Below are 24614 nucleotides of genomic sequence, written 5' to 3'. Positions count from 1 at the left end.
GCGGCCGGGCATCGCAGCGATCCGGACTGGCGCCCCGCCGACGAGGACCTCGACGACGAACGCGACGAGGCCGACGAGACGCCGACGCGCGCGGTGGTCATGTTCGCCGCCGAGACGAAGGCCGCCGAGGAGTCCGACTATCTCGACGTCGACGTCGTGGAGGACCCCGAGTTCGCCGAAGCGTCCGAGCCGCTGCCGGTCGCGACCGCGGCACCCGCCGGCGAGCCCATCGAGGAACCCGTCGAGGAACCCGCAGCGGAGCCGGTTGCCGGCGTCGAACCCGAGCAGCCGACCCTGGACTACGACGAGCCCGCCGCCGGCGACGGTTATGACGCCGACGACGCGGCCGACGAGTACGAGACCGACGAAGGCGACGCCGACGACGAGGACGAGTACGAATACGTCGACGACTCCGCCGGAATCGAGGCCCCGTCGGAGGCCGACCTGCGCATCGCCGACTCGATCAGCGCCTCGCGGCGGCGCCGCCACGAGTCGAGTACCGCCGCCGCGGTGACGGCCCGCAAGTACCGGTTCCGGGCGCGCACCCTGACCGTGATGGCGGTACTGGTGCTGACCAGCGCGGTCGCGGCGTTCACCTGGTCGTCGACGATGTGGTGGGTGTGTGGCTCGGTGGGCGTCGTGGCGGCCCTGTACCTGGCCTACCTGCGCCGCCAGACCCGCATCGAGGAGCAGTTGCGCCGGCGCCGCGCGCAGCGGATGGCCCGGTCCCGGCTCGGCGTGGAGAACACCGCCGACCACGAGTTCGACGTCACCCCGTCGCGGTTGCGCCGGCCCGGGGCGGCGGTGCTGGAGATCGACGACGAGGATCCCGAGTTCGAGCACCTCGAGGAGGTCGCCTTCGCGCGGCACTTCGATCTGCCGCGCGCCGCGGGCCAGTAGCGGCTGGCGGCCGGGTACTGCCTCGCGATTTCGGTAGGGGTCGCCGGGGCTGGTAGCCTGCTTAGCGGTATCAGGGGCTATGGCGCAGTTGGTAGCGCGACTCGTTCGCATCGAGTAGGTCAGGGGTTCGATTCCCCTTAGCTCCACTCATTTCGGCAGTGTGTCGGCGCGGCTGCGCCCGCCATGCACCCCATGACATCAGCCCGGCTGCATCCTGGCGAACAGGTCGGCGACCCGGGCGGCGATGTCCTCGCGGATCAGCCGCATCCGTTCGCTGCCCTCGATGCCCCGCTCGGAGGGCTCGTCGGTGTCCCACGTCTCGAACCGGGGCCCGGGTACCGGTTCGACGTGCGCCTCGCGACCGAGGGTGACGACGTAGTCGACGTTGGCGAGCACGTCCGGATCGATCGGTTTGGGGGCCTCACCGGAGATGTCGATGCCGACTTCGGCCAGCGACGCCGCCGACTGCGCGTTGAGCGCGTCACCGGGTTTCGTTCCCGCGGAGTGCACCCGGACCCGGTCGCCGGCCAGCTTGCCCATCAGGCCCGCCGCCATCTGTGATTTGCCGCTGTTCTTCACGCAGACGAACAGCACCGACGGCGGCCCCCCGGTCAGCGCTTCACCTCGACCTGCAGATCGGCCAGCAGCCGTCGCACCCGCTCCTCGATGTCGTCGCGGATCGGCCGCACCGCGTCGACGGACTGGCCGGCCGGGTCGGGCAGCTCCCAGTTCTCGTAGCGCTTGCCGGGGAAGATCGGGCAGGCGTCCCCACACCCCATGGTGACCACGACGTCGGCGGCCTGCACGATCTCGTCGGTCCACGGCTTGGGGAACTCGCCGGTGATGTCGATGCCCACCTCGGCCATCGCCTCGATCGCCGACGGGTTGACCTCGGTGCCCGGTTCGGAACCGCCGGACCAGGCGACCCCGTTGTCGCCGGCGAGGTCGGCGAAGAAGCCGAGGGCCATCTGGGACCGGCCGGCGTTGTGGGTGCACAGGAACAGCACGGTGGGCCGGGTGTCGGTCACCTTGCCCTCCACCCGGGCCAGCGCGTTCAGGCGCTGGCGGGCGAACCGCTCGGCCAGCAGCGGCAGGAAGTTCGGGATCGATGCGCGAGTAGCGAATTGGTCGTAGGAGGAGTTCAGGAACCGTTCGATCGTCTCCACGCCGAAAGTGCCGTCGAACTCGCGTTGCAGCCGGGTGGCGGCGGTCAGCAGTGCGTGCTGTTGGTCGATGGACAGGTCGGGGCGGGCGTATTGCCTCAGCGAGGCGGGGCTGTCGGGCATGGTCTACTCCTGTGGTGAGCGGGCGGGGTCGGGGATGTGTTGCGACGTGTGGATCCTGAACCGGTTCCGTAGCGCCAGGGAGACGTAGACCAGCGCGACGAGCACCGGGACCTCGATCAGCGGTCCGACGACGCCGGCGAGCGCCTGGCCGGAGGTGGCGCCGTAGGTGGCGATGGCGACCGCGATGGCGAGCTCGAAGTTGTTGCCGGCCGCGGTGAACGCCAGCGTGGTGGTGCGCTCGTAGCCCAGCTTCAGTGCTGCGCCCAGTAGGTAGCCGCCGCCCCACATGATCGCGAAGTAGGCCAGCAGCGGCAGCGCGATCCGGGCGACATCCCAAGGCCTGCTGGTGATCTGCTCACCCTGCAGGGCGAAGAGGATGACGATGGTGAACAACAGTCCGTACAGCGCCCACGGCCCGATCCGGGGCAGGAATCTGCTCTCGTACCATTCGCGGCCCTTGGTCCGCTCGCCCAGCCGCCGGGACAGGTAGCCCGCCAGCAGCGGGATGCCCAGGAAGATGAGTACCGACTTGGCGATCTGCCAGGGTGAGGTGTCGATGGTGGTCTGTTCGAGCCCGAGCCAGCCGGGCAGCACCGACAGGTAGAACCAGCCGAGCACGGCGAACATGACGACCTGGAAGATCGAGTTCAGTGCCACGAGCACGGCGGCGGCCTCGCGGTCTCCGCAGGCCAGGTCGTTCCAGATGATCACCATGGCGATGCAGCGGGCCAGGCCGACGATGATCAGTCCGGTGCGGTATTCGGGCAGGTCGGGAAGCATCAGCCAGGCCAGCGCGAACATCAGTGCGGGTCCGAAGACCCAGTTCAGCAGCAGCGAGCTGACCAGCAGCTTGCGGTCGCCGGTGACGGTGTCGAGGCGGTCGTAGCGCACCTTGGCCAGCACCGGGTACATCATGATCAGCAGGCCCAGCGCGATCGGCAGCGAGATGCCGTCGATCTGGATGCTGTCGAGCGCGGTGTTCAGGCCGGGCACCATTCTGCCGAGCAGCAGGCCCGCGGCCATCGCCAGGCCGATCCACACCGGCAGGAAGCGGTCGAGTAGCGAAAGCTTCTCCACGACAGCCGAATCGGTGGTAGCGGTGGTGTCCGAGCTCATGTCAGTGCTCCGTCGTCGGTGGTCTCGAGGATCGAGATCAGGGACTGCAGCGCGTCGGGCGTCACCGAGTAGTACACCCACGAGGCGCGGCGCTGCGAGGTCAGGAGCCCGGCTTCGCGCAGCACCTTGAGGTGGTGCGAGATGGTCGGCTGTTTGACGTCGAGGCCCGCCGAGATGTCGCACACGCAGGCTTCGCCGCCGGCGTGGCTGGCCACCAGGCTGAACAGCCGCAGCCGGACCGGGTCGGCCAGCGCCTTGAGCTTGCGTGCCACCTCGACGGCGGCCGCGGGGGAGAGGGGTTCGCGGACCAGCGGTGCGTAGGCGCACCCGGCATTCAGCCCGAGGTCTGACTTCGACATTCATCAATATTGATCCATGTCGAATCAGCGGTCAAACGAACGCCAGGTGAACGCCGGCCGCTTCGGGGCGCGTCAGCAGCAGCCGGCGGTGGCATCCTCGACCGCGCCGCCGCAGCACACATCGCCGGTAGCGGCCCCCTCGTCGGTGCGCCGGGGGCCGGCGCCGAAGGTGTCCGAGTCGGCGAGAACCGTGTACACCTCCCATTTCTCGCCGCCCGGGCCGCTCACCCACACCTTGTCCTGGGTGGCGAAGCAGCAGGTGGTGCCGATCTCCTCTTCGGTGAACATGCCCCCCGCGGCGAGCCGGGCGATCTCGGCGTGTACCTGTTCGCTCGACTCGACTTCCACGCCGAGGTGGTTCAGCGTTCCGCCCTGGCCGGGGTTCTCCAGCAGGACCAGCTTCAGTGCGGGCTCGGCGACGGCGAAGTTGGCGTAGCCCGGCTTCACCTTGGCCGGCGGGGTGTTGAACAGCGTGGAGTAGAACGCGATCGCCTGGTCGAGATCGTCGACGTTGAGGGCCAGCTGGACTCGGGACATGGGTCACTCCTTCAGAACCTGTGAGACATATATCGAAGTGCTGGTTCAGATCATGCCACCTCTTGGATATATGTCAAGAAACCTGGCAGACTTCGGTCATGCCGAAAGCCCTGCCGACCGTCGACATCTCCGCACCCGTGTGCTGTGCACCGGTTGCCGCAGGACCGATGAGCGACGCCGACGCCCTGCAGGTGGCGCTTCGGCTCAAGGCTCTCGCCGACCCGGCGCGGGTGAAGATCATGTCGCACCTGCTCAGCTCACGATCCGGCGAGCAGAACAGCGGCGAGCTGGCACGCGCGCTGGGGCTGACCGAGTCCACCGTCAGCCACCACGTCAGTCAGCTCCGCCGTGCCGGGCTGGTGTGCTCGCAGCGTCGCGGGATGAACGTCTGGCACCGCCCGCACCTCGACGCCCTCGGCGCGCTGTGTGTGGTGCTCGACCCGAACTGCTGCAGCCAGAACTGATTGCGCCCGGCGGGAACCTGCGCGTGGAGCAACCGCTTCGGCAGCTGATCGGTGCCACTGCCGTGGTGGCTCCCGGCCTGCATCTGTTCTCCGATGTCCTGGAATGGACGGCTGGGGGATTCTCCGCCGGTCAGCTCTGGCTGAACTACATCGCCTTTGCGCTGATGCCGTTCCTGATGGTCGGTTTGTACGCCGTGCAACGACCACGGGCCGGCTGGGTCATGCTTTCCGGCGCTCTGCTCTACGGAGCGTCCTTCGTCTATTTCAGTTTCACGACCCTGTATGCCCTCGTCGACGAGATTCCCGACTACGCCGCGCTGTGGCAGAGGCTGGGCGCCACCTACACGGTGCACGGTGGGCTGATGATCCTGGGTGGGGCACTGTTCGCCGCCGCATCCTGGCGGGCCCACGTCCTGCCCCGGGCGGCGGTGTTCACGTTCCTCACCGGTGTGTTGCTGAATCTCGTGTTCAGTGCGTTGCCGGTCCCCGAATTGGCGCAGACCGTCGGCAGTGCCGTGCGCAACGTGGGCCTCATGGGGATGGGCGCGGCCCTGCTTGCGCGTGGCACCGCAGGTTAGTGTCAGGACCGCACTGTCACCCCGAGGTCGGCCAGCAGCTGCCGCACCCGCTGCTCGATGTCGTCGCGGACCGCCCGGACGGCCTCGACCGGCTGGCCGGCGGGATCGGCGAGCTCCCAGTTCTCGTAGCGCTTCCCAGGAAACACCGGGCAGCTGTCGCCGCAGCCCATGGTGACCACGACGTCGGCGGCCTGCACGATCTCGTCGGTCCACGGCTTCGGGAACTCACCGGTGATGTCGATGCCGACTTCGGCCATCGCCTCGATCGCCGCCGGATTGATCTCGTGCCCGGGTTCGGAACCGCCGGACCAGCCGACGGCATCGGCGCCGGCGAGCTCGGTCAGGAACCCGAGAGCCATCTGGGAGCGCCCGGCGTTATGGGTGCACAGGAACAGCACCGTGGGCCGCCCGTCGGCGAGTTTGCCCTCCACCCTGGCCAGGGCGTTCAGGCGCTGACGGGTGAACCGCTCGGCCAGCAGCGGAAGGAAGTTCGGGACCTTGGCGTGGTCGGAGAACTGGTCGTAGGACGAACGCAGAAACAGGTCGACGGTCTCGCGCCCGATGTGGCCGGCGAACTCCTCCTCCAGCCGGGTGGCTGCCGTCATGAGCGCATGCCGCTGGTCGATCGACAGGTCACGGTGCAGGTGATGCGCGGCAGGTGATTCGGTCACGGTCAACTCCCTCGGTCGGGACCCGGTGTCACTGAAGCGAACGCTGACATTCTGGCCGACCCGACGCCGCTTGGGGGGAGAACGCCGATCGGCGTGCAGGCGTTCTACTGCGTCGGCGGGGGAGTTCCCACCAGCACCGCGCTGAGCCGGGCGCCCTCGGGGCCGGCCCGCCACGCGTGGTCGACCCCGGTGAGCACCGCGAGATCGCCGGCCTCCAGGCGGTGGGCGCCGTCGTCGAGAACCAGGTCGACGCTGCCGGACAGCACCGTCTGCAGATCGAGGGTGTCGGTGTGATGCATCGGGGTCTCGGAGTCGGGCCCCAACTCGACGACCATCCACCGCACCAGCCCCGGCGCGATGCCCTGGTCGATCAACGGGGCCGATCCGCCGGCCCGCGCAGGGGGCGGGCTGGCCGTGGTGGCGAACGGAATGCCCATGGCGAAGCCGGGCGCGAGCTGATCCAACGTCAGATCGTCCTGGCTGAGGACGCAGGACTTACCGTCCGCGTCGAATCCGGTCATCAGGGTGCGCACTGGGTCGCTTCCTCTCCTCGGTGGTCTCCCGCGGATGGTAGCGACCAGCCGGCGAGTCCTTCGCTCGAGGCCGGGGCGATCCAGGTCACCCGAGCCCATCGGTGACACCCGGATTACCTTGCCCGACCTGCGCAGCCCGCCGTAGCCTCAGTTCGTGTCCGGCCTGACCGCTGTCCGAGCCGACGACCTCGCCCGGTTGAACGTCTTCGCCGGGATCCCGGTCGAGGCGCTCGTCGCGCTGGCCGCGCAACTGCGGCCGCTGTCCGCCGCGCCCGGGCAGGTGCTGATGCAGCAGGGTGAGCTCGCGGTGTCGTTCCTGCTGATCGGATCCGGACGGGCCGAGGTCACCCACGCCGGCGACGACGGCCACGACACCGTCGTCGAGCTCGCGCCCGGCTTGATCCTCGGTGAGATCGCGCTGCTGCGCGACGCGCCCCGCACCGCGACGGTGGTCGCGACCGACGCGCTGACCGGCTGGGTCGGCGGGCGGGAAGCCTTCGCCACCATGCTCGAGATCCCCGGAATGGTCGACCGGCTGGTGCGCACCGCGCGTCAGCGGTTGGCGGCGTTCATCACCCCGATTCCGGTCCGCGTCGGCGACGGCACGGTCCTGTACCTGCGCCCCGTGCTGCCCGGGGACAACGAACGCACCGTCAACGGGCCCGTCGAGTTCTCCGGCGAGACGCTCTACCGTCGTTTCCAGTCCGTGCGCACCCCCTCGAAACGGTTGATGGCCTACCTGTTCGAGGTCGACTACCTCGACCACTTCGTGCTCGTCCTGACCGACGGACCCGACGGTCCGGTGGTCGCCGACGCCCGGTTCGTCCGCAACTCCGAGGATCCGACCGAAGCCGAGATCGCGTTCATCGTCGGCGACGACTACCAGGGCCGGGGCATCGGCAGCTTCCTGATGGACGCGGTGTCGGTGGCCGCCGGATACGACGGGGTGCAGCGCTTCACCGCCCGGGTGCTCACCGACAACCAGCCGATGCGCGCGATCCTGGACAGATTCGGCGCCAGGTGGCGCCGTGACGATCTCGGCGTGGTCACCACCGTCATCGACGTGCCCGGGGCCGGTGACCTGAAGATCAGCCCCGACCTGGCCAGGCAGTTGCGTGGGATGGCGCGCCAGGTCATCCGGGCGGTCGGATGAGCCGGCCGCCGCTGAGCAAGGACACCAGGCTGTGCATCTCGCTGGCGCGCCGGCCCAGCAACATCGGCACCCGCTTCCACAACCACCTCTATGAGGTGCTGGGGCTGGACTTCCTGTACAAGGCGTTCACCACCACCGACATCGGCGCGGCAGTCGGCGGGGTGCGCGCGCTCGGGATCCGCGGATGCTCGGTGTCGATGCCGTTCAAGGAGGACGTCCTCGGCCTCGTCGACGCGGTGGAGCCCTCGGCGGCGAGCCTGCAGTCGGTCAACACGATCGTCAACGACGACGGCAGGCTGATCGCCTCCAACACCGACTACCTGGCCGTGCAGCAGCTCGTCGACGAGCACGGTCTGAACCCGCAGCAGTCGGTGCTGATCCGGGGCAGCGGTGGGATGGCCTCGGCGGTCGGGGCGGCGTTCGCAGACCACGGTTTCCGGACCGGCACCGTGGTGGCCCGCAACCGGCACGCCGGGCGGGCGCTGGCCGACCGGCTCGGCTACGACCTCGCGGCCGACACCGCCGGGCCGTGTCCCGGTACGGCCGACATTCTCGTCAACGTGACACCCATCGGAATGGCCGGCGGCGGTGAGGAACACGACATGGCCTACAGCGCAGACGCGATCGCCCGCGCCGGCACGGTGTTCGACGTGGTCGCGATGCCGTCGGAGACACCGCTGATCACCGCGGCGCGCGCGGCCGGCGTCGACGTCATCACCGGCGCCGAGGTGATCGCCCGGCAGGCGGCCGAACAGTTCGAGCGCTACACCGGTGTCCGTCCGACCCGGGCGCAGGTCGACGAGGCGTCGCGGATCTCGCGGGCCTGAGTGCTCAGGGGACGATCGTGGCCTGCTCGTCGATCACCGCGGTGGCGTCCATCACCGGATAGGCCTGGTCCTCGGTGCCGTCCCCGGTGAGCTGCAGGACGAAGATGCCGTCCTCGGCCGGGATCACCACCGTCTTCTGCGCCATCATCCGGGTCATGCCGTCGCGGGTGTAGAAGCCGCCGGTCTGGGTCGCGTCGAATCCGGCCAGATTGCTGGGCTGGCCGGTCTCCGGGCCCTGGAATCCGGGCAGGTTCTGCATCTCACCGGCGGCGTACTCGATCACCTTGGCCTGGTCCACGTCCCCGGTCAGCTTCCACATCCTGGCGATCAGCGTGGGCGGGTCGTCGGTGTCCGGGCCGGCGGTGAACACCATCGCGTCGTAGGCGCCCTCGGGCAGGGGTTCGAGGGGTTCCCAGCCTTGCGCGAAGGGCAGGGTCACAGCGGGTGCACCCGGGTCGCCGGGCAGCACCGTGGTCTGGGTGATGTCGTTCTCGGCGACGTAGTCGGCGATGGTCATCTTCGGGCCCGCCGCCGGACCTGCCTGCGGCGACGACGGCGCGGCCTCGGTGGTGGTCGCGATCTCGCTGGTCGTCGAGGCCGACTCCTCGGTCGCGGTGTCTGACCCGCAGGCGGATACGCCGATTCCGAGTGCAACGGCGGCGATGGCGATGGCGCCCGCCCGCATGGTGGTCATGTCGTCTCCTTGTTCGTCCCCCCGCGCTGGGCGCGGCCCTGTGCCCGACTGTAAAGACCGATCGCAGCGCAGCATAGCCGCAGCGAACACAGATATCCGACGGAGACGCCCAACTCCGTGCACCTTTCTTGCAGGTGATTTGCCCAAACCTGGGATGGCGGTGAAAACCTGGGAGCAAAATCGCAGGACCGGCCTGCCGGGTTGGGGGTCGGTGATGGGCGACGGAATTCGCTCGCTCGCCGAACCCATTGCGCCAGAGGTGCAGCCCGCCTGAGCGTCGCGCCGCCGCCGCGGCGCACCCGTGGTATCAACGGCCCGTGAGGCTGTCCGCACCGGTTGTGCTGGCATTGCTGTGCGCCGCATGCACCCAGCCGGCTGAGCCGCCGCCGAGCCCGTCGACCCCGGCGCAGGCCGCGGTGGTCAACCCCGCGCGCATCGACCGGGCCCGCGACGCGTTGCCGGCCGGCTACGAGGTCGTCGACTACACCGGCCCGCCCGCACCGATCGCGGTGTGGGGCCTCGATGCCGCCGCCCGATCCCAACCGCCCCAGTGCCGCGAACTCGCCGACCCCGCGGTGGATCCGGCCTCGGCGCACGGCTGGTCGGCGTCCGGACCGGGCGGGATCGTCTACGCCGTCGTCGCAGCCGGGCTCCCCGACGCCGTGCCGCCCGGGCCCGGTCTGGAAGCCGACTGTCGACGCTGGACCGCGGCTGCGGGTCACACCACCGCCACCGTCACCGCGCTGCCCGCCCCCGGGATCGTGGCCGCCGACACCGTCGGGATGGCCACCTCCGCCGTCACGGTCGTCGAAGGCGGCACCGAGACCCGTTCGGACGCAGACACGTTCATCGCCCATCTCGGGGGCCACGTCTGCTTCGTAGCGCTGGTCACCGACCCCGGATCACCCCACCCGGTGCTCGATGCGCAATTCGCGGCCGATCTGCTGGTCGAAACCGTGGCGACGCTGCGCGGGTGAGCGCCCGGGCGCGGGTACATTGGCGGCGATGTCGAACCCGAAGCTGGCCGCGCCGGCGCTCGGCGCCTGCGTGGCGCTGCTGGCGGCGTGCACGGCAGGACAACCCGATCTGGCCGACGCCGATATCGCCAACGTGTCCGGGGTCGAGGACTCGTTCGGTGCGCCGTTCACCGTCAGCACGGTCGGCCCGGCGGCCGTCGACCCACGCCTGTTCGCCCCGCAGCCGCTGCCCCCGGGGCTGACCTTCGACCCGCCCGAGTGCGGCGAATCCGTCAACGAACAGGCCTTTCCGCCGGACGTCAAAGGCAACATGGCCGCCACCACCGCCGAGGGTGAAGGGGTGCGTTACATCGTGATCGCGGTGGAGACCTCGGCGCCGGTGCCGGTCGAGTCCCCCACCGAGCAGTGCCAGAAGGTGACCTTCGCCGGGGCCGGGATCCGCGGGCTCGTCGAGGTCGTCGAGGCCCCGCACATCGACGGCGTGCACACCGTCGGGACCCGGCGCGTCCTGCAGACCGGCACCGCCGACGCCCCGCGCACCGGCGCGTTGTTCAACTACGTCGCGAACTTCGGCAACTTCATCGTGATCGTGACCGCGAACCCGATGGTGATCCCCGACCAGCCGCCGGCCCAGGTCGACACCGAACGCGCCCGCGATCTCGTCACCCAGGCCGTCGACCTGGTCCGGGGTTAGCTCAGCGCACGTCGTGCGCACGGAACTGGATGCTGATGCGAGCTCCGGTCGGCCGCGCCGTCTTGGGGATCGAATGCTCCCACGTGCGTTGGCAGGAACCGCCCATCACCAACAGGTCGCCGTGCCCGTGCCGCAACCGTAGCGACGTCCCGCCGCCGCGCGGCCGCAATGCGAAAACCCTTGCCGCGCCGAGGCTGACGATGGCCACCATGGTGTCCTCGGTGCTGCTGCGCCCGACGTTGTCGCCGTGCCAGGCGACGCTGTCATCGCCGTCGCGGTACAGGCACAGCCCCGCCGTCACGAACGGCTCGCCGAGTTCGCCGGCGTAGGCGTCGTTGAGGCGCCGCCTGAGCTGCTTGAGGCGCGGGTGGGGCGCAACCGCGGCGTCGGCGCGGAAGTCGACGAAGCTGACCAGGCGGGGGACGTCGAGCGTGCGGTCGTACATCTGGCGGCGTTCGGCGCGCCAGGGGACGGTGTCGCGCAGCTCGTCGAACAGGGTGTCGTCACCGGCGGCGCCGTCCTGGGACAGCCAGCCGGACCGGATCTCCAACCACGCACCGTTGCCGAGATCACGGCGCTCGGAGTGGTCGAACAGAGAGCTTTGCAGGGCCTGCTGCATGCCCGCAGTCTATCGCACAGGCGTTCGAATCATCGGAGCCGGACGGCGCCGGGTCCGTGCTCGGCGAGGACGTCCCCGGGGTTGGTCAGTGCGCACGCCTTCAGGCTCAGGCAGCCGCATCCGATGCAGCCGGTGAGGTTGTCGCGCAACCGTTGCAGGCGCAGGATGCGCTCGTCCAGGTCGTCCCGCCAGGTCGCCGACAGCTGCGCCCAGTCCTTGCTGGTGGGGACATGGTCGTCGGGCAGGGCGGCCATCGCGTCGCGGATCCGGGTGAGCGGGATGCCGAGGCGCTGGGACATCTTGATGAAGGCGACGCGGCGCAGCATGTCGCGGGTGTAGCGGCGTTGGTTGCCGCCGGTGCGCCGGCTGGTGATCAGGCCTTCGCGCTCGTAGAAGTGCAGTGCCGAGATCGCCACGCCGCTGCGCGCCGACATCTCGCCCGGAGTGAGCTCGTGCGCCCCGTCCATGAGCTGAACCATAGTTGAGGTGCCGGTCGGGGTTACCGTGCTACCTGTGGCAGACGCTGTGTTGGGATGCGATTCGGAGGTCGGGACGCTGCGGGTGGTCATCCTGCACCGCCCCGGACCGGAGCTGCAGCGGCTGACCCCGCGCAACAACGACACGTTGTTGTTCGACGGGCTGCCCTGGGTGGCCAAGGCCCAGGAGGAGCACGACGCGTTCGCCGCGCTGCTGCGCTCGCGCGGGGTGGAGGTGCTGCTGCTCGGCGATCTGCTGACCGAGGCGCTGGCCCACAGCGGAGCCGCCCGCATGCACGGCATCTCCGCGGCAGTCGACTCGCGCCGTCTCGGACTGCCGCTGGCTCAGGAACTGTCGGCCTATCTGCGCACCCTCGATGCGCCGTCGCTGGCGCACGTGCTGACCGCCGGGATGACCTTCGACGAGTTGTCGTTCGGGGAGAACGAGTTGTCGCTGGTGCGGCGGATGCATCACGGCGGCGACTTCGTCATCGACCCGCTGCCCAACCTGCTGTTCGCCCGCGACTCGTCGTTCTGGATCGGGCCGCGGGTGGCGATCACCTCGCTGGCCCTGCCCGCCCGCGCCAGGGAGACGTCGCTGACCGATCTGATCTACGCCCACCACCCGCGTTTTCTCGGCACCCGGCGGGCCTACGAGTCGCGCTCGGCGCCGGTCGAAGGCGGCGACGTGCTGCTGCTGGGGCCCGGCGTGCTGGCCGTGGGGGTGGGGGAGCGCACCACCCCCGCCGGTGCAGAGGCGCTGGCCCGCAGCCTGTTCGACGACGGGCTCGCCCACAGCGTGCTGGCGGTGCCGATCGCCCAGGAGCGGGCCCAGATGCATCTGGACACCGTGTGCACGATGGTCGACACCGACGCGGTGGTGATGTACCCGAACATCGTGGACACGTTGACCGCGTTCACGATTCGCCAGACCGGGTCGGGGGTGAAGATCGACGGGGCCGCGCCGTTCGTCGACGCCGCCGCCGACGCGATGGGGATCGGCAAGCTGCGCGTCATCGACACCGGGCTGGACCCGGTCACCGCCGAGCGCGAGCAGTGGGACGACGGCAACAACACCCTGGCCCTGGCTCCGGGCGTGGTGGTGGCCTACGAGCGCAACACCGAAACCAATGCCCGGCTGGCCGACTCCGGCATCGAGGTGCTGCCGATCGCGGCCTCGGAGCTGGGCACCGGCCGCGGTGGGCCGCGCTGCATGTCCTGTCCGGCCGCCCGCGACCCGCTCTAGGGTGCCCGCGAACGTGCATTCCCTGTCGCAGATCCGCGCCCGAAACGACAGTAGGAGCACGCTCGCGTAACCACTACCGCCAGGAGGGCAGCCAGATCTGCATGTTCCAGGTGGACTGGGAGATCGGCAACCCGGTCAAGATCGGATACAGCCAGGCGAAATTGGTGATCACCAGCGCCACGTAACAACAGACCACCAGCAGGCCCAGGGTTCTTCGCTCGGCGTTCTGCCCCGGTTTGTACAGGATGTCGCCCAGGATCAACGCGATGATCATCACCAGGAACGGCGCCATGGTCGCGGCGTAGAAGAAGTACATCTGCCGGTCGATGTCGGCGAACCACGGCAGGAACCCGGCGTTGTAGCCGACCAGCAGCACCGCGTAGCGCCAGTCCCGTTTGACGAACGCCCGCCACACCGCCCAGGCCAGCACCGGCACCGCGATGAACCACAACGCCGGCGTGCCGACCAGCATCACGGCCTTCACACACGACTGCGCGCCACAGCCCGACACGTTCTCCGAGTCGATCGCGTACAGCACCGGCCGCAGCGACATCGGCCACGCCCACGGCTTGGACTCCCACGGGTGATGGTTGCCGTCGGCGTTGGTCAGCCCGGAATGGAAGCGGTACACCCCGTAGGTGTAGTGCCACAGCGAGCGCACCGCGTCGGGCACCGGCAGGGTGCTCTCCGGACCGATCGACCGGCCCACCTCGTAGCGGTCGATCGCGGTCTCCGAGGCGAACCAGGGCGCGTACGACGCGAAATACACCCCGAACGGGATCAACACCAGGGCGTACAGCGCCGGTCCGACATCGCGGCGCAGCGCACCCAGCCACGGCCGCGGCACCCGGTACTGCTTGCGGGCCGCGACGTCGAACGCGACGGTCATCAGGCCGAAGAACAGCACGAAGTACAGGCCCGACCACTTGGTCGCGCAGGCCAGACCCAGGAGCACGCCGGCGCCGAAACGCCACCACCGCACGCCCAGCCGGGGGCCCCACGGCGTCTCGTCGATGCGGCCCTCGACGAACGCTCGGTGCATGCGCTCGCGGATCTGATCGCGGTCGACGATCAGCGCGCCGAACGCGGCGACCACGAACACGGTCAGGAACCCGTCCAGCAGCGCGGTGCGCGCGGTGACGAAGCTGACGCCGTCGGCGATCAGCAGCAGCCCGGCCACCCCGCCGATCAGCGTCGAGCGGCTGATCCGCCGGGTGATGCGCACCACCAGCAGCACCAGCACGACGCCGCACACCGCCCCGGAGAAGCGCCAGCCCAGGCCGTTGTAGCCGAACAGCGCCTCCCCGATCGCGATCAGCTGCTTGCCGACCGGCGGATGCACCACCAGCCCGTAGCCGGGGTTGTCCTCCACGCCGCCGTTGTGCACCATCTGCCAGGCCTGCGGCGCGTAGTGCTTCTCGTCGAAGATCGGGGTGCCCGCATCGGTGGGGGACCCGAGGTTCAGGAACCGGGTGATCGCCGCCAGCGCGGTGATCACCGCCGTCACCGCCCAGCCCTGCAGCCGGTCCAGCGGGCCGAAGTCGGCGACCGGCACCAGCGGCCCCGGGCTGATCACCGGAGCCGCGTGCTGGCTGGCGACGCGTTCGGCGGCCGGGGCGGCGGTCACGACAGCGATCGTAGGCTGTCTGTCATGACTGCCGGTCGACTGCTCATCGGCGCCACACCGCTCGGCCAGCCGTCAGACGCCTCGACCCGGCTGGTGCGGGCCCTGCGCAGCGCCGACGTGGTCGCCGCCGAGGACACCCGACGGGTGCGCACCCTGGCCCAGTCGCTCGAGGTGCGGATGGCGGGCCGGGTGGTCAGCCTGTTCGACCAGAACGAGGCGTCGCGGGTGCCGGCGCTGGTCGACGACATCCGTGCCGGGGCGACGGTGCTGCTGGTCAGCGATGCCGGCATGCCGATGATCAGTGATCCGGGCTACCGGCTGGTGACGGCCTGTGTCGACGCCGGCCTGCCGGTGCAGTGCTTGCCGGGCCCGTCGGCGGTGACCACCGCGCTGGCGGTGGCCGGGCTGCCCGCCGAACGGTTCTGCTTCGAGGGGTTCGCGCCGCGCAAGCATTCGGCGCGGCTGTCCTGGCTGGGCAGCCTGGCCGCCGAAGAACGCACCTGTGTGTTCTTCGAGTCGCCCCGCCGGCTGGCCGACTGCCTGCGCGACGCGGTGGATGTGCTGGGTGCCGGGCGGCGGGCCGCGGTGTGCCGGGAACTGACCAAGACACACGAAGAGATCGTCCGGGGCACCCTCGGTGAGCTGGCCGAGTGGGCGGCCGACGGGGTGCTCGGTGAGATCACCGTGGTGCTGGCGGGCGGCACCCCGACCGTGGACCTCGACGCCCTCGTTGCCGAGGTGAACCGCCTGGTCGGAGCCGGCATGCGGGTCAAGGACGCCTGCGCCGAGGTGGTCGCCGCCCAGCCGGGCGCGCCGTCGAAGCGGGAGCTCTACGAAGCGGTTCTGCGGACCCGCGACTGAGTGCCGGATCGGCCGACGATCGGCGCGGCCTTGTCCAGGCACTCGTCCCACTCGCGGGCCGGTTCGGAGTCGGCGGTGATGCCGCCGCCGACGCCGAGCACCGCGGTGCCGTCGGGACCGAACTCCACCGTGCGGATCGCGACGTTCAGTTCGCAGCCGGCCTCCGGTGAGGCCAGGCCGACGGTGCCGCAATAGACGCCGCGACGGCTGGGCTCCCACTCCCGCAACAGTTCACGCGCGCGTTGCTTCGGGGTGCCGGTGACCGACGCCGGCGGGAACGTCGCGGCGAGGATCCGCGACATCGGCACGTCGGTGGGCACCTGCGCGGCCACTGTCGAGACCAGATGCCACACTCCTGGCGCCGGCCGCACCGCCAGGAGTTCGGGCACCGTCACCGAACCGGTGCGCGCCACCCGGCCCAGGTCGTTGCGGACCAGGTCGACGATCATGATGTTCTCCGCGACGTCCTTGACCGAGGCGCGCAGCGCGGCCGGGTCGCCGTGATCGGGCAGCGTCCCCTTGATGGGGCTCGACAGCATCCTTTCGCCGTGCCGGCTCAGGAACAGTTCGGGTGACAGCGAGGCCACCGCACCCCAGTCGCCCCCCAGGTAGGCGGCACGGGCGGGCGCGGTGCGCGCCACGGCGTCGACGAAGTAGTCGACGGGATCGCCGTGCAGGGTGCCCGCGAACTGGGTGCACACGCAGGCCTGGTACACCTCGCCGTCGGCGATGGCGTCCAGGCAGCCCAGCACTCCGCGTTGGTGCGCGACCCGATCGGCCTGGCCCCAGCGCACCGATGCCTCCCGCCGGACCGGCGGGGTGCGCAGCGCGCCGCGAATCCACTCCGGAAGTACTGTCGCCGTGAGGCTTTCATGCCACCAGATGCCGCTGCGGTCGCGCCGCAGCACGGTGTCCGACCAGCCGCCGGCGGCCTGCGGGATGCGCGGGGCACCGCCGTCGGCGCCGGCGTCGGGGTAGGACAGACACCCGAAGAACCCGCCGCCGACCGGTCCGTCGCAGCGCCGGCCGGGGGGCGCGTCGAAGACCTCGCCGGGGTCGAGGGCCGCGGTGTGCAGGGTCGGGGCGATCACCGCCGCCGAGCCGAACCAGTCACCGATCAGGGCCGCAGGTGGTGCCAGACCGAGCCGGCGGGTCGCGGCGCCCAGTGCGCGCAGCACCGACGGGGCGTCGCCCAGGTCGCCGAGCCGCTCGATGTGCACCGATCCAGCCTTCCCTGCCGCGCGAGCAGACGCAAAGTCGCACGCATCGGGCACCGATGGTGGGTTCGGCGTCTACTCGCCGGCAGGCGCGGGGGGCTTCAGCGGCCGATCCGGCGGGGCACCGTCACCGCGGCGAGCTTGTCCGGATTGCGCATCGCGTAGAAGTTGGCGACCCGGCCGTCGACAACCTCGAAGGTGACCACGCCTTCGAGGTGTTCGCCGGTGTAGAGCAGCAGCGCCGGGGCGCTGTTGTAGGTGGCCGGCTCGACGCGGCCGTCGGCACCGGCGAGCCGGACCAGCCCGAGGATGAGCCGGGCGACCCGCTCAGCCCCCGACACCGGCCGGCGGGCGGCCGAGACCTTTCCGTCGCTGTCGGCGGTCCACACCACGTCGGGGGCGAGCATCGACATCAGCGCGTCCAGGTCGCCGGTGGCCGCGGCGGCGAAGAACCGGTTGGTGATCTCGGCCGACACCTGCGGGTCGACGGGCTCGAACCGCTTGCGCCGGGATTGCACGTGTTCGCGTGCCCGGTGCGCCATCTGGCGCACCGCCGCGGTCGATTTTCCTACCGCCGAGGCGATTTCGTCGTGGCCGAAGCCGAACACCTCCCGTAGCACGAACACCGCGCGCTCGTCGGGGCTCAGGGTTTCCAGCACCACCAGCATCGCCATCGACACCGATTCGGCCAGCACCACATCTTCGGAGGCGTCCGAGACGGTCAGCAGCGGTTCGGGTAGCCACGGGCCGACGTACTGCTCCCGTCGCCGGGACTGGGCGCGTAGCGAATTGAGCGCCTGGCGGGTGACGAGCTGGGCCAGGTAGGACTTGGTGTCGGCCACCGTGGACAGGTCGACCTCGGCCCAGCGCAGGTAGCCCTCCTGCAGCACATCGTCGGCTTCTGTTGCACTGCCGAGGATTTCGTAGGCGATGGTGAACAGCAGCGGTCGCAGGTGGGTGAACCGTCCGGCGTGCTCGTCACCCGCGGTCATCGGTGCCCGGCGGGGTCGAGGTCGAGCTTCGCGGCGCGGTCGGGTCCCTTTAACGTCTTGTAGGAACCGGGTTTCTCGGCCTCGCCGCGCAGCCACTTCACGGTGTACCGGCACACCTGCTCCTTGACGAACGCGCCGGCCCGACCGCCGATGTAGAGGTTGCGCGGGGTGTCGTCGAAGTGCTGGATCTGCACGGTTCCGGCGCCGCGGCCCAGGCTGATGCACTGCCCGGTCATCGGCACGGTGGCGTCGGCGGGGGTGGTACCGGTGATGCGGGCCAGCACGGTGGCGGCGGCCTGGGCGCCCAGCGGAATGCCGGCCTGGCAGCTCATCCGGTAGGGCAGTCCCGACGGTGCCGAGGCGTCACCCGCGGCGACGATGCGGTCGTCGTCGACGCTGGTCAGAGTTTCGTCGGTGACCAGGCGGCCGATCGGGTCGGTGGTCAGGCCGCTGGCCGCCGCCAGGTTCGGCACGCCGAAACCCGCTGTCCACACGGTCGCCGCGCTGGTCAGTGTGCGTCCGTCGGCGAGGACGACGTGGTCGGGTCCGACGGCGGTGACCGGGGCGCTGATGACGGTGACGCCGAGTTTGGTCAGCCGCTTGGTCACCGAGCGCCGGGCCGGGGCGCTCAGCGACGGCCCGGCCACGCTGCTCACCAGGGTCACCTCGCGGCCGGCTTCGGCGAATTCGGCGGCTGCTTCGATTCCGGTCAGCCCGCCGCCCACGACCACGACCGGTGCCTGCAGCGGCACGTCGGCCAGCCGGTCGCGGAGCCGCTGTGCCTGTTCCCATTCGGCGATCGGATAGCCGAACTGGGCGGCGCCGGGAACACCGGCGGGGGTCGCGCCGGTGCTGCCCACCGCATAGATCAGGTAGTCGTAGGCCACCGGGTCACCGCAGGTCAGCGTCACCCGGCGGGCGGCGGCGTCGATGCGCTCGGCGGTGTCGACCACCAGGCGCACCTCAGGGTTGAGCACCGTCGCGAAGTCCCGGGCCGCGGGGTCGCCGCCGGTCGCGAGCTGGTGCAGCCGGATCCGCTCGACGAAGTGGGGGCGGGGGTTGATCAGCGTCACCTGCACGTCGTCGCGTGTCTTGAGCCGGTTCGCCGCCATCACGCCGGCGTAGCCGCCGCCGATTACGACGACATGGTTCTTGTCGGTCATCGCGCTCTCCTTCGAGGCTCGTGCTCCCGATCTTCGTCGGGCTGACCTCAAGACACCGCGGATCCGCCGAGTGTGACACGGTATGACGCAGCACACATATATAAGGAGGGGTTCAGTCCGCCTGGTAGCGGGGAAAGACCCCCGACGGTGCGGGCAGCACGGTTCGCGGCGCCAGGCGGGTCTCGATCGCGCTGAACATGCGCTGGTCGGCGGGCTGGCCGAGCAGGTCGAGCAGTTTGGCCGTCGACTCCGGCATCACCGGCTGGCTGAGCAGTGTGGCGATGCGGACCACCTCGAGGGTGGTGTAGAGGACGGTGGCGAACCGGTCCGGGTCGGTCTTGCGCAGCACCCAGGGCTCCTGAGCGGAGAAGTACCGGTTGGCCGCACCGAGCACCGACCAGATCGCCTCCAGCGCCAGGTGCATCGCGGTCGCGTCGTAGTGCTCGCGCACCCGGCCGGCCAGCCCGTCGGCGGCGGCCAGCAACTCGAGGTCGGCGGCACTGAATTCGCCGGGGGTGGGGACTACGCCGTCGAGGTTCTTGGCGACCATCGACAGTGAGCGCTGTGCGAGGTTGCCGAACTCGTTGGCCAGGTCGGCGTTGATCCGGCCGATGATCCCGTCCTCGCTGTAGCTGCCGTCCTGCCCGAACGGGATTTCGCGCAGCAGGAAGAACCGGACCTGGTCGACGCCGAACTCGTCGACGAGCGCCAACGGGTCGATGACGTTGCCCACCGACTTGCTCATCTTCTCGCCCTTGACGTTGATGAAGCCGTGGGCGAAGACCCGTTCGGGCAGCGCGATGCCGGCCGACATCAGGAACGCCGGCCAGTACACGGTGTGGAACCGGATGATGTCCTTGCCGATCATGTGCAGGTCGGCAGGCCAGTACCGGCGGAACGAGGCGCACTCGGTGTCGGGGAAGCCGGCCCCGGTCAGGTAGTTGGTCAGCGCGTCGACCCAGACGTACATGACGTGGTCGGGGTGTCCGGGCACCGGGACGCCCCAGTCGAACGTGGTCCGCGAGATGGACAGGTCGCGCAGCCCGCCGGAGACGAAGCTGACTACCTCGTTGCGGCGCACGTCGGGGGCGATGAAGTCGGGGTGTGACCGGTAGTGCTCGAGCAGTTTGTCGGCGTAGGCGGACAGCCGGAAGAAGTAGGTCTGCTCCTCGGTCCAGGTCACCGGGGTGCCGGTCTCGATCGCGACGCGGACGCCGTCGCGCTCTTCGATCTCGTCCTCACCGAAGAACCGTTCGTCACGCACCGAGTACCAGCCCGCGTAGGTGCCCAGGTAGATGTCGCCGGCCTGGTCCATCCGCCGCCAGATCTCCTCGGAGGCCTGGAAGTGGTCGGCGTCGCTGGTGCGGATGAACCGGTCGAACGAGATGTTGAGCCGCTCCTGCATGCGCTGGAACACCTCGGAGTTGTCCCGGGCCAGCTCGGCGGTGGGGACGCCCAGCTTGGCGGCGGTCTCGGCCATCTTCAGGCCGTGCACGTCGGTGCCGGTGAGGAAGCGCACGTCGAAGCCGTCGAGGCGTTTGAACCGCGCGATGGCGTCGGTGGCGACCTTCTCGTAGGCGTGCCCGATGTGCGGCGCACCGTTGGGGTAGTCGATCGCAGTGGTGATGTAGTAGGCCTGGCTCATGTCAGCGTCAACCCTAGAGTGTTGGGGTGTGAGCTCCAGCAGAGAGCGGCGTGAGCCGCCCCCCATCCCGGAGCCGGTCGGCCCGCTGATCGACGCGCACACGCATCTGGATGCCTGCGGCGCGGTCGACGCCGACGGTGTGCGGGTGATCCTGGACCGCGCCGGGCAGGCCGGGGTGCAGGCGGTGGTGACCATCGCCGACGATCTGGATTCCGCGCGGTGGGCCGCCCGGGCCGCCGAATGGGACCCGCGGGTGTGCGCCGCGGTGGCGCTGCACCCGACCCGCGCCGGTGCGCTGACCGACGAGGCCAAGGCGGTGATCGAGCAGCTGGCGGCCGGGCCGCGGGTGGTGGCCGTCGGTGAGACGGGTATGGACCTGTACTGGCCGGGCCGGCTGGAGGGTTGCGCCGAGCCAGCGGCGCAGCGCGAAGCGTTCGCCTGGCACATCGACCTGGCCAAGCGGACCGGCAAGCCGCTGATGATCCACAACCGTGACGCCGACGCCGAGGTGCTCGACGTGTTGCGCGCGGAGGGGGCACCCGACACGGTGATCTTCCACTGTTTCTCGTCGGGTCCGGAGATGGCGCGCACCTGTGTCGATGCGGGCTGGATTCTTAGCCTGTCCGGGACGGTCAGCTTCCGCAATGCTCGTGACCTGCGCGAAGCCGCCCCGCTGATCCCCGCGAACCAGCTGCTCGTCGAGACCGATGCGCCGTTTTTGACTCCGCACCCGTATCGTGGGGCGCCGAACGAGCCGTACTGCCTGCCCTACACTGTGCGGGCGCTGGCCGAACTCGTCGGCCGGCCCGCCGAGACCGTCGCCGAGCAGAGTTTTGTGACTGCCCAGCGGGTCTACGGCGACGAAAGTTGCCGCTCGTAGGCCTTTTCGTTACCGTTCTGTGATCGAACATGAGTCGGGTTCCGGACCGCTCATGATGCTGAGTCGGGGTTATACGACGTGAATGCAGTGAACAAACTTCATCAGTCGCGCTCGCGCGCGCTGCGGGTGCTGGTCGGGGCCACTCTGGTGGCGCTCATCTTTGCTGGTGGTACGGCCGTGGCGAGCCACAAGACCGTCACGCTGACCGTCGACGGCGCCTCGACGACGGTGCCGACGATGAAGTCGCGGGTGATCGACGTGGTCCAGGAGAACGGCTTCGACGTCGGCGAGCGCGACGACCTCTACCCGGCCGCCGACGCGCCGGTGCGCCACTCCGACACCATCGTGCTGCGCCGCAGCCGGCCGCTGGAGATCTCCACCGACGGCGGCGGCGCCGAGCAGGTGTGGACCACCGCGTCGACGGTCGACGAGGCGCTGGAGCAGCTGCGGATGACCGACAAGGCGCCGCTGGCGGCCTCCCGCGGGTCCCGGGTTCCGTTGGGCGGTATGGCATTGCCCGTGGTCAGCCCCAAGACGGTGCGCCTCGACGATGCCGGCGTGGTGCGCACGGTGCACCTGGCCGCACCGAATGTGGCGGCTCTGCTCGAGGCGGCCGGCGCACCCCTGCAGCAAAGCGACCTCGTCGTGCCCGCCCCGTCCTCGCCGATCGTCGACGGCATGCACATCAATGTCACCCGGATGCGCGTCGAGAAGGTCACCGAGCGGCTGCCGCTGGCGCCGAACAACCAGCGCATCGAGGACGTCACGCTCAACATGAGCCGTCAGATCGTCGAGGACCCCGGGATGCCGGGAATGCAGGACGTGACCTTTGCGGTCGCGACGGTGAACGGGGTGGAAACCGGAAGGTTGCCAGTAGCCAATGTCATCATCGCGCCGGCGCGCGACGGTGTGCTGCGGGTCGGCGCCAAACCGGGTACCGAGGTGCCGCCGGTGAGCAATGGGGCCACCTGGGATGCGCTTGCTCGATGCGAAGCCGGAGGTAATTGGGCCATAAATACCGGTAATGGTTATTACGGCGGCGTCCAATTTGATCAAAACACCTGGGAACGCAGCGGCGGTCTGAGGTATGCTCAGCGAGCAGATCTGGCAACGAGAGAAGAGCAGATCGCGATTGCTGAAGTAACTCGGGCGCGCCAAGGATGGGGAGCGTGGCCGACCTGTAGCGGGAGGATCGGTGCGAGGTGACAATTCGGCTGCTCGGGCGAACTGAAATCCGACACCTGGCTAAGTCAATTGACTTCCGGCCACGCAAGTCGTTCGGCCAGAACTTCGTGCACGACGCCAACACGGTGCGCAGAATCGTCTCGGCCTCCGGGGTGAACCGCTCTGACCACGTACTCGAGGTCGGTCCGGGGCTGGGTTCGCTGACGCTGGCTCTGCTGGACCGGGGCGCGCGGGTGACCGCCGTCGAGATCGACCCGGTGCTGGCACGTCAGCTGCCGACGACGATCGCCGATCACTCGCACAGCGAAGCCAACCGGTTCACGGTGATCAACGACGACATCCTGACGTTCGAGCGCTCGGCGATGCCCGACCCGCCGACCGCACTCGTGGCAAATCTGCCCTACAACGTCGCGGTTCCCGCGCTGCTGCACCTGCTCGCCGAGTTCCCGTCCATCCGCACCGTCATGGTGATGGTGCAGGCCGAGGTCGCCGAGCGGCTTGCTGCCGAGCCGGGCGGCAAAGATTACGGCGTGCCCAGCGTCAAGGTGCGGTTCTTCGGCGATGTCCGCCGCTACGGCATGGTCTCGCCGACGGTGTTCTGGCCGATTCCGCGGGTGTACTCCGGCCTGGTGCGCATCGACCGGTACGAGACGTCCCCGTGGCCGACCGATCCGGAGTTCCGTCAGCAGGTCTTCGACCTCGTCGACATCGCGTTCGCGCAGCGGCGCAAGACCTCACGCAACGCCTTCGCAGAGTGGGCGGGCTCGGGCAACGAGTCGGCCAGCCGGCTGCTGGCTGCCAGCATCGACCCGTCGCGCCGCGGCGAGACGCTCGGCGTCGCCGACTTCGTCCGGCTGCTGCAGCGCTCCTCGGATTGGCACATCGTGCCCAAGGCCGAGGAGAGGGACGAAGCCGAGAAGGTTGCCGACGAGCAGGAATCGCACATCGGCTGACGCCGACACGGCTTTGCGCAGAATTCGTCCGTAGATCGTCTCGGCGTTACTGTCGTCCGGTGTCCGTGCGTGACGGAAATACCGCCCCCGACTGGGTCACCACCGGCTCGGTGACCGTCCGGGTTCCCGGCAAGGTCAACCTCTACCTCGACGTGGGTGACTGCCGTGCCGACGGCTACCACGAGCTCACCACCGTGTTCCATGCCGTCTCGCTGCTCGACGAGGTGACCGTCACCACCGCCGACGTGCTGTCCCTGGAGCTTTCCGGGGAGGGGGCCGACTCGCTGCCCACCGACGAGCGCAATCTGGCCTGGCGGGCCGCCGAGCTGATGGCCGAGCACGTCGGCCGCGCCCCCGACGTCTCCATCTCGATCGAGAAGACGATCCCGGTGGCCGGCGGGATGGCCGGCGGCAGCGCCGACGCGGCCGCGGTCCTGGTGGCGATGAACTCGTTGTGGGAGCTCGGTGTGCCGCGCCGGGATCTGCATGCGCTGGCCGCGCAACTGGGCAGCGATGTCCCGTTCGCGCTGCACGGGGGCACCGCGCTGGGCACCGGCCGTGGTGAGGAACTGGCCACGGTGCTGACCCGCAACACGTTCCACTGGGTGCTGGCGTTCTCTCCTGGCGGTCTGTCCACCGCGCGGGTGTTCGGCGAGATCGACCGGCTGCGCGCCGAGGAGGGGCGCACGTTGCCGCCGCGGCTGGACAGTCCCGAACCGCTGCTGGCGGCGTTGTCCTCGGGGGACCCGGCCCAACTGGCGCCGCTGCTCGGCAATGATCTGCAGCCCGCGGCGCTGAGCCTGGACGCGTCGTTGCGGCGCACGTTGCGTGCCGGTGTGGAAGCCGGTGCGCTGGCCGGCGTGGTGTCCGGATCCGGGCCTACCTGCGCGTTCCTGTGCCCGTCGGCCGGCGCGGCCGTCGACGTCGGCACCGAGCTGGCCGGCGCCGGGGTGTGCCGCAC

Annotated in this window: 27 protein-coding genes, 1 tRNA gene and 1 pseudogene; 14 read left to right on the top strand and 15 right to left on the bottom strand. The window is 69.9% G+C overall.

Annotated elements, in window-relative coordinates; all coding sequences use genetic code 11:
• Positions 1-900: divisome protein SepX/GlpR (sepX, locus tag ACXAID_RS17055; RefSeq protein ID WP_475023389.1), on the top strand; the 900-nt coding region annotated here is incomplete at its 5' end.
• 73 nt (positions 901-973) lie between these two features.
• A tRNA-Ala gene (locus tag ACXAID_RS17050) sits at positions 974-1046 on the top strand.
• Positions 1047-1098: 52 nt separating this feature from the next.
• Here ACXAID_RS17050 and ACXAID_RS17045 read toward each other — a convergent pair.
• From ACXAID_RS17045 to ACXAID_RS17025, 5 genes and pseudogenes are all read right to left on the bottom strand, one after another.
• Positions 1099-1515 carry an arsenate-mycothiol transferase ArsC gene (locus ACXAID_RS17045; RefSeq protein ID WP_475023390.1) on the bottom strand — a complete coding sequence of 139 codons (417 nt, stop codon included), beginning with the start codon at positions 1513-1515 and terminating at the stop codon, positions 1099-1101.
• Entirely contained in the window at positions 1512-2186 is a 675-nt protein-coding gene (locus ACXAID_RS17040) for an arsenate reductase ArsC (protein WP_475023388.1), read from the bottom strand. The genes ACXAID_RS17045 and ACXAID_RS17040 overlap by 4 nt, the downstream gene beginning before the upstream one ends.
• Before the next feature lie 27 nt (positions 2187-2213).
• A pseudogene (gene arsB / locus ACXAID_RS17035) lies at positions 2214-3302 on the bottom strand (ACR3 family arsenite efflux transporter); the annotation flags it as partial.
• Positions 3299-3661: a metalloregulator ArsR/SmtB family transcription factor gene (locus tag ACXAID_RS17030; RefSeq protein ID WP_475023387.1), complete on the bottom strand. Its 363-nt coding sequence runs from the start codon at positions 3659-3661 to the stop codon at positions 3299-3301. The pseudogene arsB and the gene ACXAID_RS17030, both read right to left, overlap by 4 nt.
• A gap of 72 nt (positions 3662-3733) precedes the next feature.
• Positions 3734-4198, bottom strand: a complete 465-nt coding sequence (locus tag ACXAID_RS17025) for an ArsI/CadI family heavy metal resistance metalloenzyme (protein WP_475023386.1) — start codon at positions 4196-4198, stop codon at positions 3734-3736.
• 98 nt (positions 4199-4296) lie between these two features.
• Between ACXAID_RS17025 and ACXAID_RS17020 the strand changes: the two genes are divergently transcribed.
• Together ACXAID_RS17020 and ACXAID_RS17015 are read left to right on the top strand one after the other, a co-directional pair.
• Positions 4297-4662, top strand: a complete 366-nt coding sequence (locus ACXAID_RS17020) for an Rv2640c family ArsR-like transcriptional regulator (RefSeq protein ID WP_475023385.1) — start codon at positions 4297-4299, stop codon at positions 4660-4662.
• Positions 4663-4685: 23 nt separating this feature from the next.
• Positions 4686-5240 carry a hypothetical protein gene (locus tag ACXAID_RS17015; RefSeq protein ID WP_475023384.1) on the top strand — a complete coding sequence of 185 codons (555 nt, stop codon included), beginning with the start codon at positions 4686-4688 and terminating at the stop codon, positions 5238-5240.
• Between the two features lie 2 nt (positions 5241-5242).
• Here the strand turns inward: ACXAID_RS17015 and ACXAID_RS17010 are convergent, their stop codons facing one another.
• Together ACXAID_RS17010 and ACXAID_RS17005 are read right to left on the bottom strand one after the other, a co-directional pair.
• Positions 5243-5911, bottom strand: a complete 669-nt coding sequence (locus ACXAID_RS17010; RefSeq protein ID WP_475023383.1) for an arsenate reductase ArsC — start codon at positions 5909-5911, stop codon at positions 5243-5245.
• Positions 5912-6015: 104 nt separating this feature from the next.
• Positions 6016-6444, bottom strand: coding sequence for a cupin domain-containing protein (locus ACXAID_RS17005; RefSeq protein WP_475023382.1), 429 nt, complete (start codon positions 6442-6444; stop codon positions 6016-6018).
• A gap of 154 nt (positions 6445-6598) precedes the next feature.
• Here ACXAID_RS17005 and ACXAID_RS17000 point away from each other — a divergent pair, with 154 nt between their 5' ends.
• Both ACXAID_RS17000 and ACXAID_RS16995 read left to right on the top strand, forming a co-directional pair.
• On the top strand, positions 6599-7597 hold the full coding sequence (locus tag ACXAID_RS17000; RefSeq protein WP_475023381.1) for a GNAT family N-acetyltransferase: 999 nt from the start codon (positions 6599-6601) through the stop codon (positions 7595-7597).
• Positions 7594-8424: a shikimate 5-dehydrogenase gene (locus tag ACXAID_RS16995; protein ID WP_475023380.1), complete on the top strand. Its 831-nt coding sequence runs from the start codon at positions 7594-7596 to the stop codon at positions 8422-8424. Before ACXAID_RS17000 ends, ACXAID_RS16995 begins: the two co-directional genes overlap by 4 nt.
• 4 nt (positions 8425-8428) lie before the next feature.
• On the opposite strand, the gene lpqN is transcribed toward ACXAID_RS16995, so the two are convergent.
• Positions 8429-9118 carry an envelope biogenesis lipoprotein LpqN gene (lpqN, locus tag ACXAID_RS16990; RefSeq protein WP_475023379.1) on the bottom strand — a complete coding sequence of 230 codons (690 nt, stop codon included), beginning with the start codon at positions 9116-9118 and terminating at the stop codon, positions 8429-8431.
• Positions 9119-9435: 317 nt separating this feature from the next.
• Between lpqN and ACXAID_RS16985 the strand changes: the two genes are divergently transcribed.
• Positions 9436-10095, top strand: coding sequence for a DUF5642 family protein (locus ACXAID_RS16985; protein WP_475023378.1), 660 nt, complete (start codon positions 9436-9438; stop codon positions 10093-10095).
• Between the two features lie 28 nt (positions 10096-10123).
• A complete protein-coding gene (locus ACXAID_RS16980) occupies positions 10124-10789 on the top strand; it encodes a DUF5642 family protein (protein WP_475023377.1) in 666 nt (221 codons plus the stop codon).
• 1 nt (position 10790) lies between these two features.
• Here ACXAID_RS16980 and ACXAID_RS16975 read toward each other — a convergent pair whose 3' ends face one another.
• Positions 10791-11408: an alpha-ketoglutarate-dependent dioxygenase AlkB gene (locus tag ACXAID_RS16975; RefSeq protein ID WP_475023376.1), complete on the bottom strand. Its 618-nt coding sequence runs from the start codon at positions 11406-11408 to the stop codon at positions 10791-10793.
• Positions 11409-11437: 29 nt separating this feature from the next.
• Complete coding sequence (soxR, locus tag ACXAID_RS16970; RefSeq protein WP_475023375.1) at positions 11438-11875, bottom strand: redox-sensitive transcriptional activator SoxR; 438 nt, start codon at positions 11873-11875, stop codon at positions 11438-11440.
• 46 nt (positions 11876-11921) lie between these two features.
• Here soxR and arcA point away from each other — a divergent pair, with 46 nt between their 5' ends.
• Positions 11922-13130 carry an arginine deiminase gene (gene arcA / locus ACXAID_RS16965; protein ID WP_475023374.1) on the top strand — a complete coding sequence of 403 codons (1209 nt, stop codon included), beginning with the start codon at positions 11922-11924 and terminating at the stop codon, positions 13128-13130.
• Between the two features lie 73 nt (positions 13131-13203).
• Here arcA and ACXAID_RS16960 read toward each other — a convergent pair whose 3' ends face one another.
• Positions 13204-14757: a dolichyl-phosphate-mannose--protein mannosyltransferase gene (locus ACXAID_RS16960; protein WP_475023373.1), complete on the bottom strand. Its 1554-nt coding sequence runs from the start codon at positions 14755-14757 to the stop codon at positions 13204-13206.
• A 24-nt stretch (positions 14758-14781) separates the two neighbouring features.
• On the opposite strand from ACXAID_RS16960, the gene rsmI reads away from it, so the two are divergent.
• A complete protein-coding gene (rsmI, locus tag ACXAID_RS16955) occupies positions 14782-15618 on the top strand; it encodes a 16S rRNA (cytidine(1402)-2'-O)-methyltransferase (protein WP_475023372.1) in 837 nt (278 codons plus the stop codon).
• Here the strand turns inward: rsmI and ACXAID_RS16950 are convergent.
• The 4 genes from ACXAID_RS16950 to metG form a co-directional block, all read right to left on the bottom strand.
• Positions 15588-16838: an aminodeoxychorismate synthase component I gene (locus tag ACXAID_RS16950; protein ID WP_475023371.1), complete on the bottom strand. Its 1251-nt coding sequence runs from the start codon at positions 16836-16838 to the stop codon at positions 15588-15590. The two genes, rsmI and ACXAID_RS16950, sit on opposite strands and share 31 nt — an antisense overlap.
• A 98-nt stretch (positions 16839-16936) precedes the next feature.
• Positions 16937-17827, bottom strand: a complete 891-nt coding sequence (locus ACXAID_RS16945) for an RNA polymerase sigma-70 factor (RefSeq protein ID WP_475023370.1) — start codon at positions 17825-17827, stop codon at positions 16937-16939.
• Positions 17824-18990, bottom strand: a complete 1167-nt coding sequence (locus ACXAID_RS16940; RefSeq protein WP_475023369.1) for an NAD(P)/FAD-dependent oxidoreductase — start codon at positions 18988-18990, stop codon at positions 17824-17826. Before ACXAID_RS16940 ends, ACXAID_RS16945 begins: the two co-directional genes overlap by 4 nt.
• A 112-nt stretch (positions 18991-19102) precedes the next feature.
• Positions 19103-20635 carry a methionine--tRNA ligase gene (gene metG, locus ACXAID_RS16935; RefSeq protein WP_475023368.1) on the bottom strand — a complete coding sequence of 511 codons (1533 nt, stop codon included), beginning with the start codon at positions 20633-20635 and terminating at the stop codon, positions 19103-19105.
• On the opposite strand from metG, the gene ACXAID_RS16930 reads away from it, so the two are divergent.
• The 4 genes from ACXAID_RS16930 to ACXAID_RS16915 all read left to right on the top strand — a co-directional run.
• Complete coding sequence (locus ACXAID_RS16930) at positions 20634-21515, top strand: TatD family hydrolase (RefSeq protein ID WP_475023367.1); 882 nt, start codon at positions 20634-20636, stop codon at positions 21513-21515. The genes metG and ACXAID_RS16930 overlap by 2 nt on opposite strands.
• Positions 21516-21593: 78 nt before the next feature.
• Complete coding sequence (locus ACXAID_RS16925) at positions 21594-22721, top strand: transglycosylase family protein (protein WP_475023366.1); 1128 nt, start codon at positions 21594-21596, stop codon at positions 22719-22721.
• Positions 22718-23653, top strand: coding sequence for a 16S rRNA (adenine(1518)-N(6)/adenine(1519)-N(6))-dimethyltransferase RsmA (gene rsmA, locus ACXAID_RS16920; protein WP_475023365.1), 936 nt, complete (start codon positions 22718-22720; stop codon positions 23651-23653). The genes ACXAID_RS16925 and rsmA overlap by 4 nt, the downstream gene beginning before the upstream one ends.
• 59 nt (positions 23654-23712) lie before the next feature.
• Positions 23713-24614 (top strand): 4-(cytidine 5'-diphospho)-2-C-methyl-D-erythritol kinase (locus ACXAID_RS16915; protein WP_475023364.1); only part of this gene is annotated, 902 nt, incomplete at its 3' end.

The organism is Mycobacterium sp. ABE4_509 (genome assembly GCF_056160785.1).
This window is presented reverse-complemented; position numbering and strand designations above follow the sequence as displayed.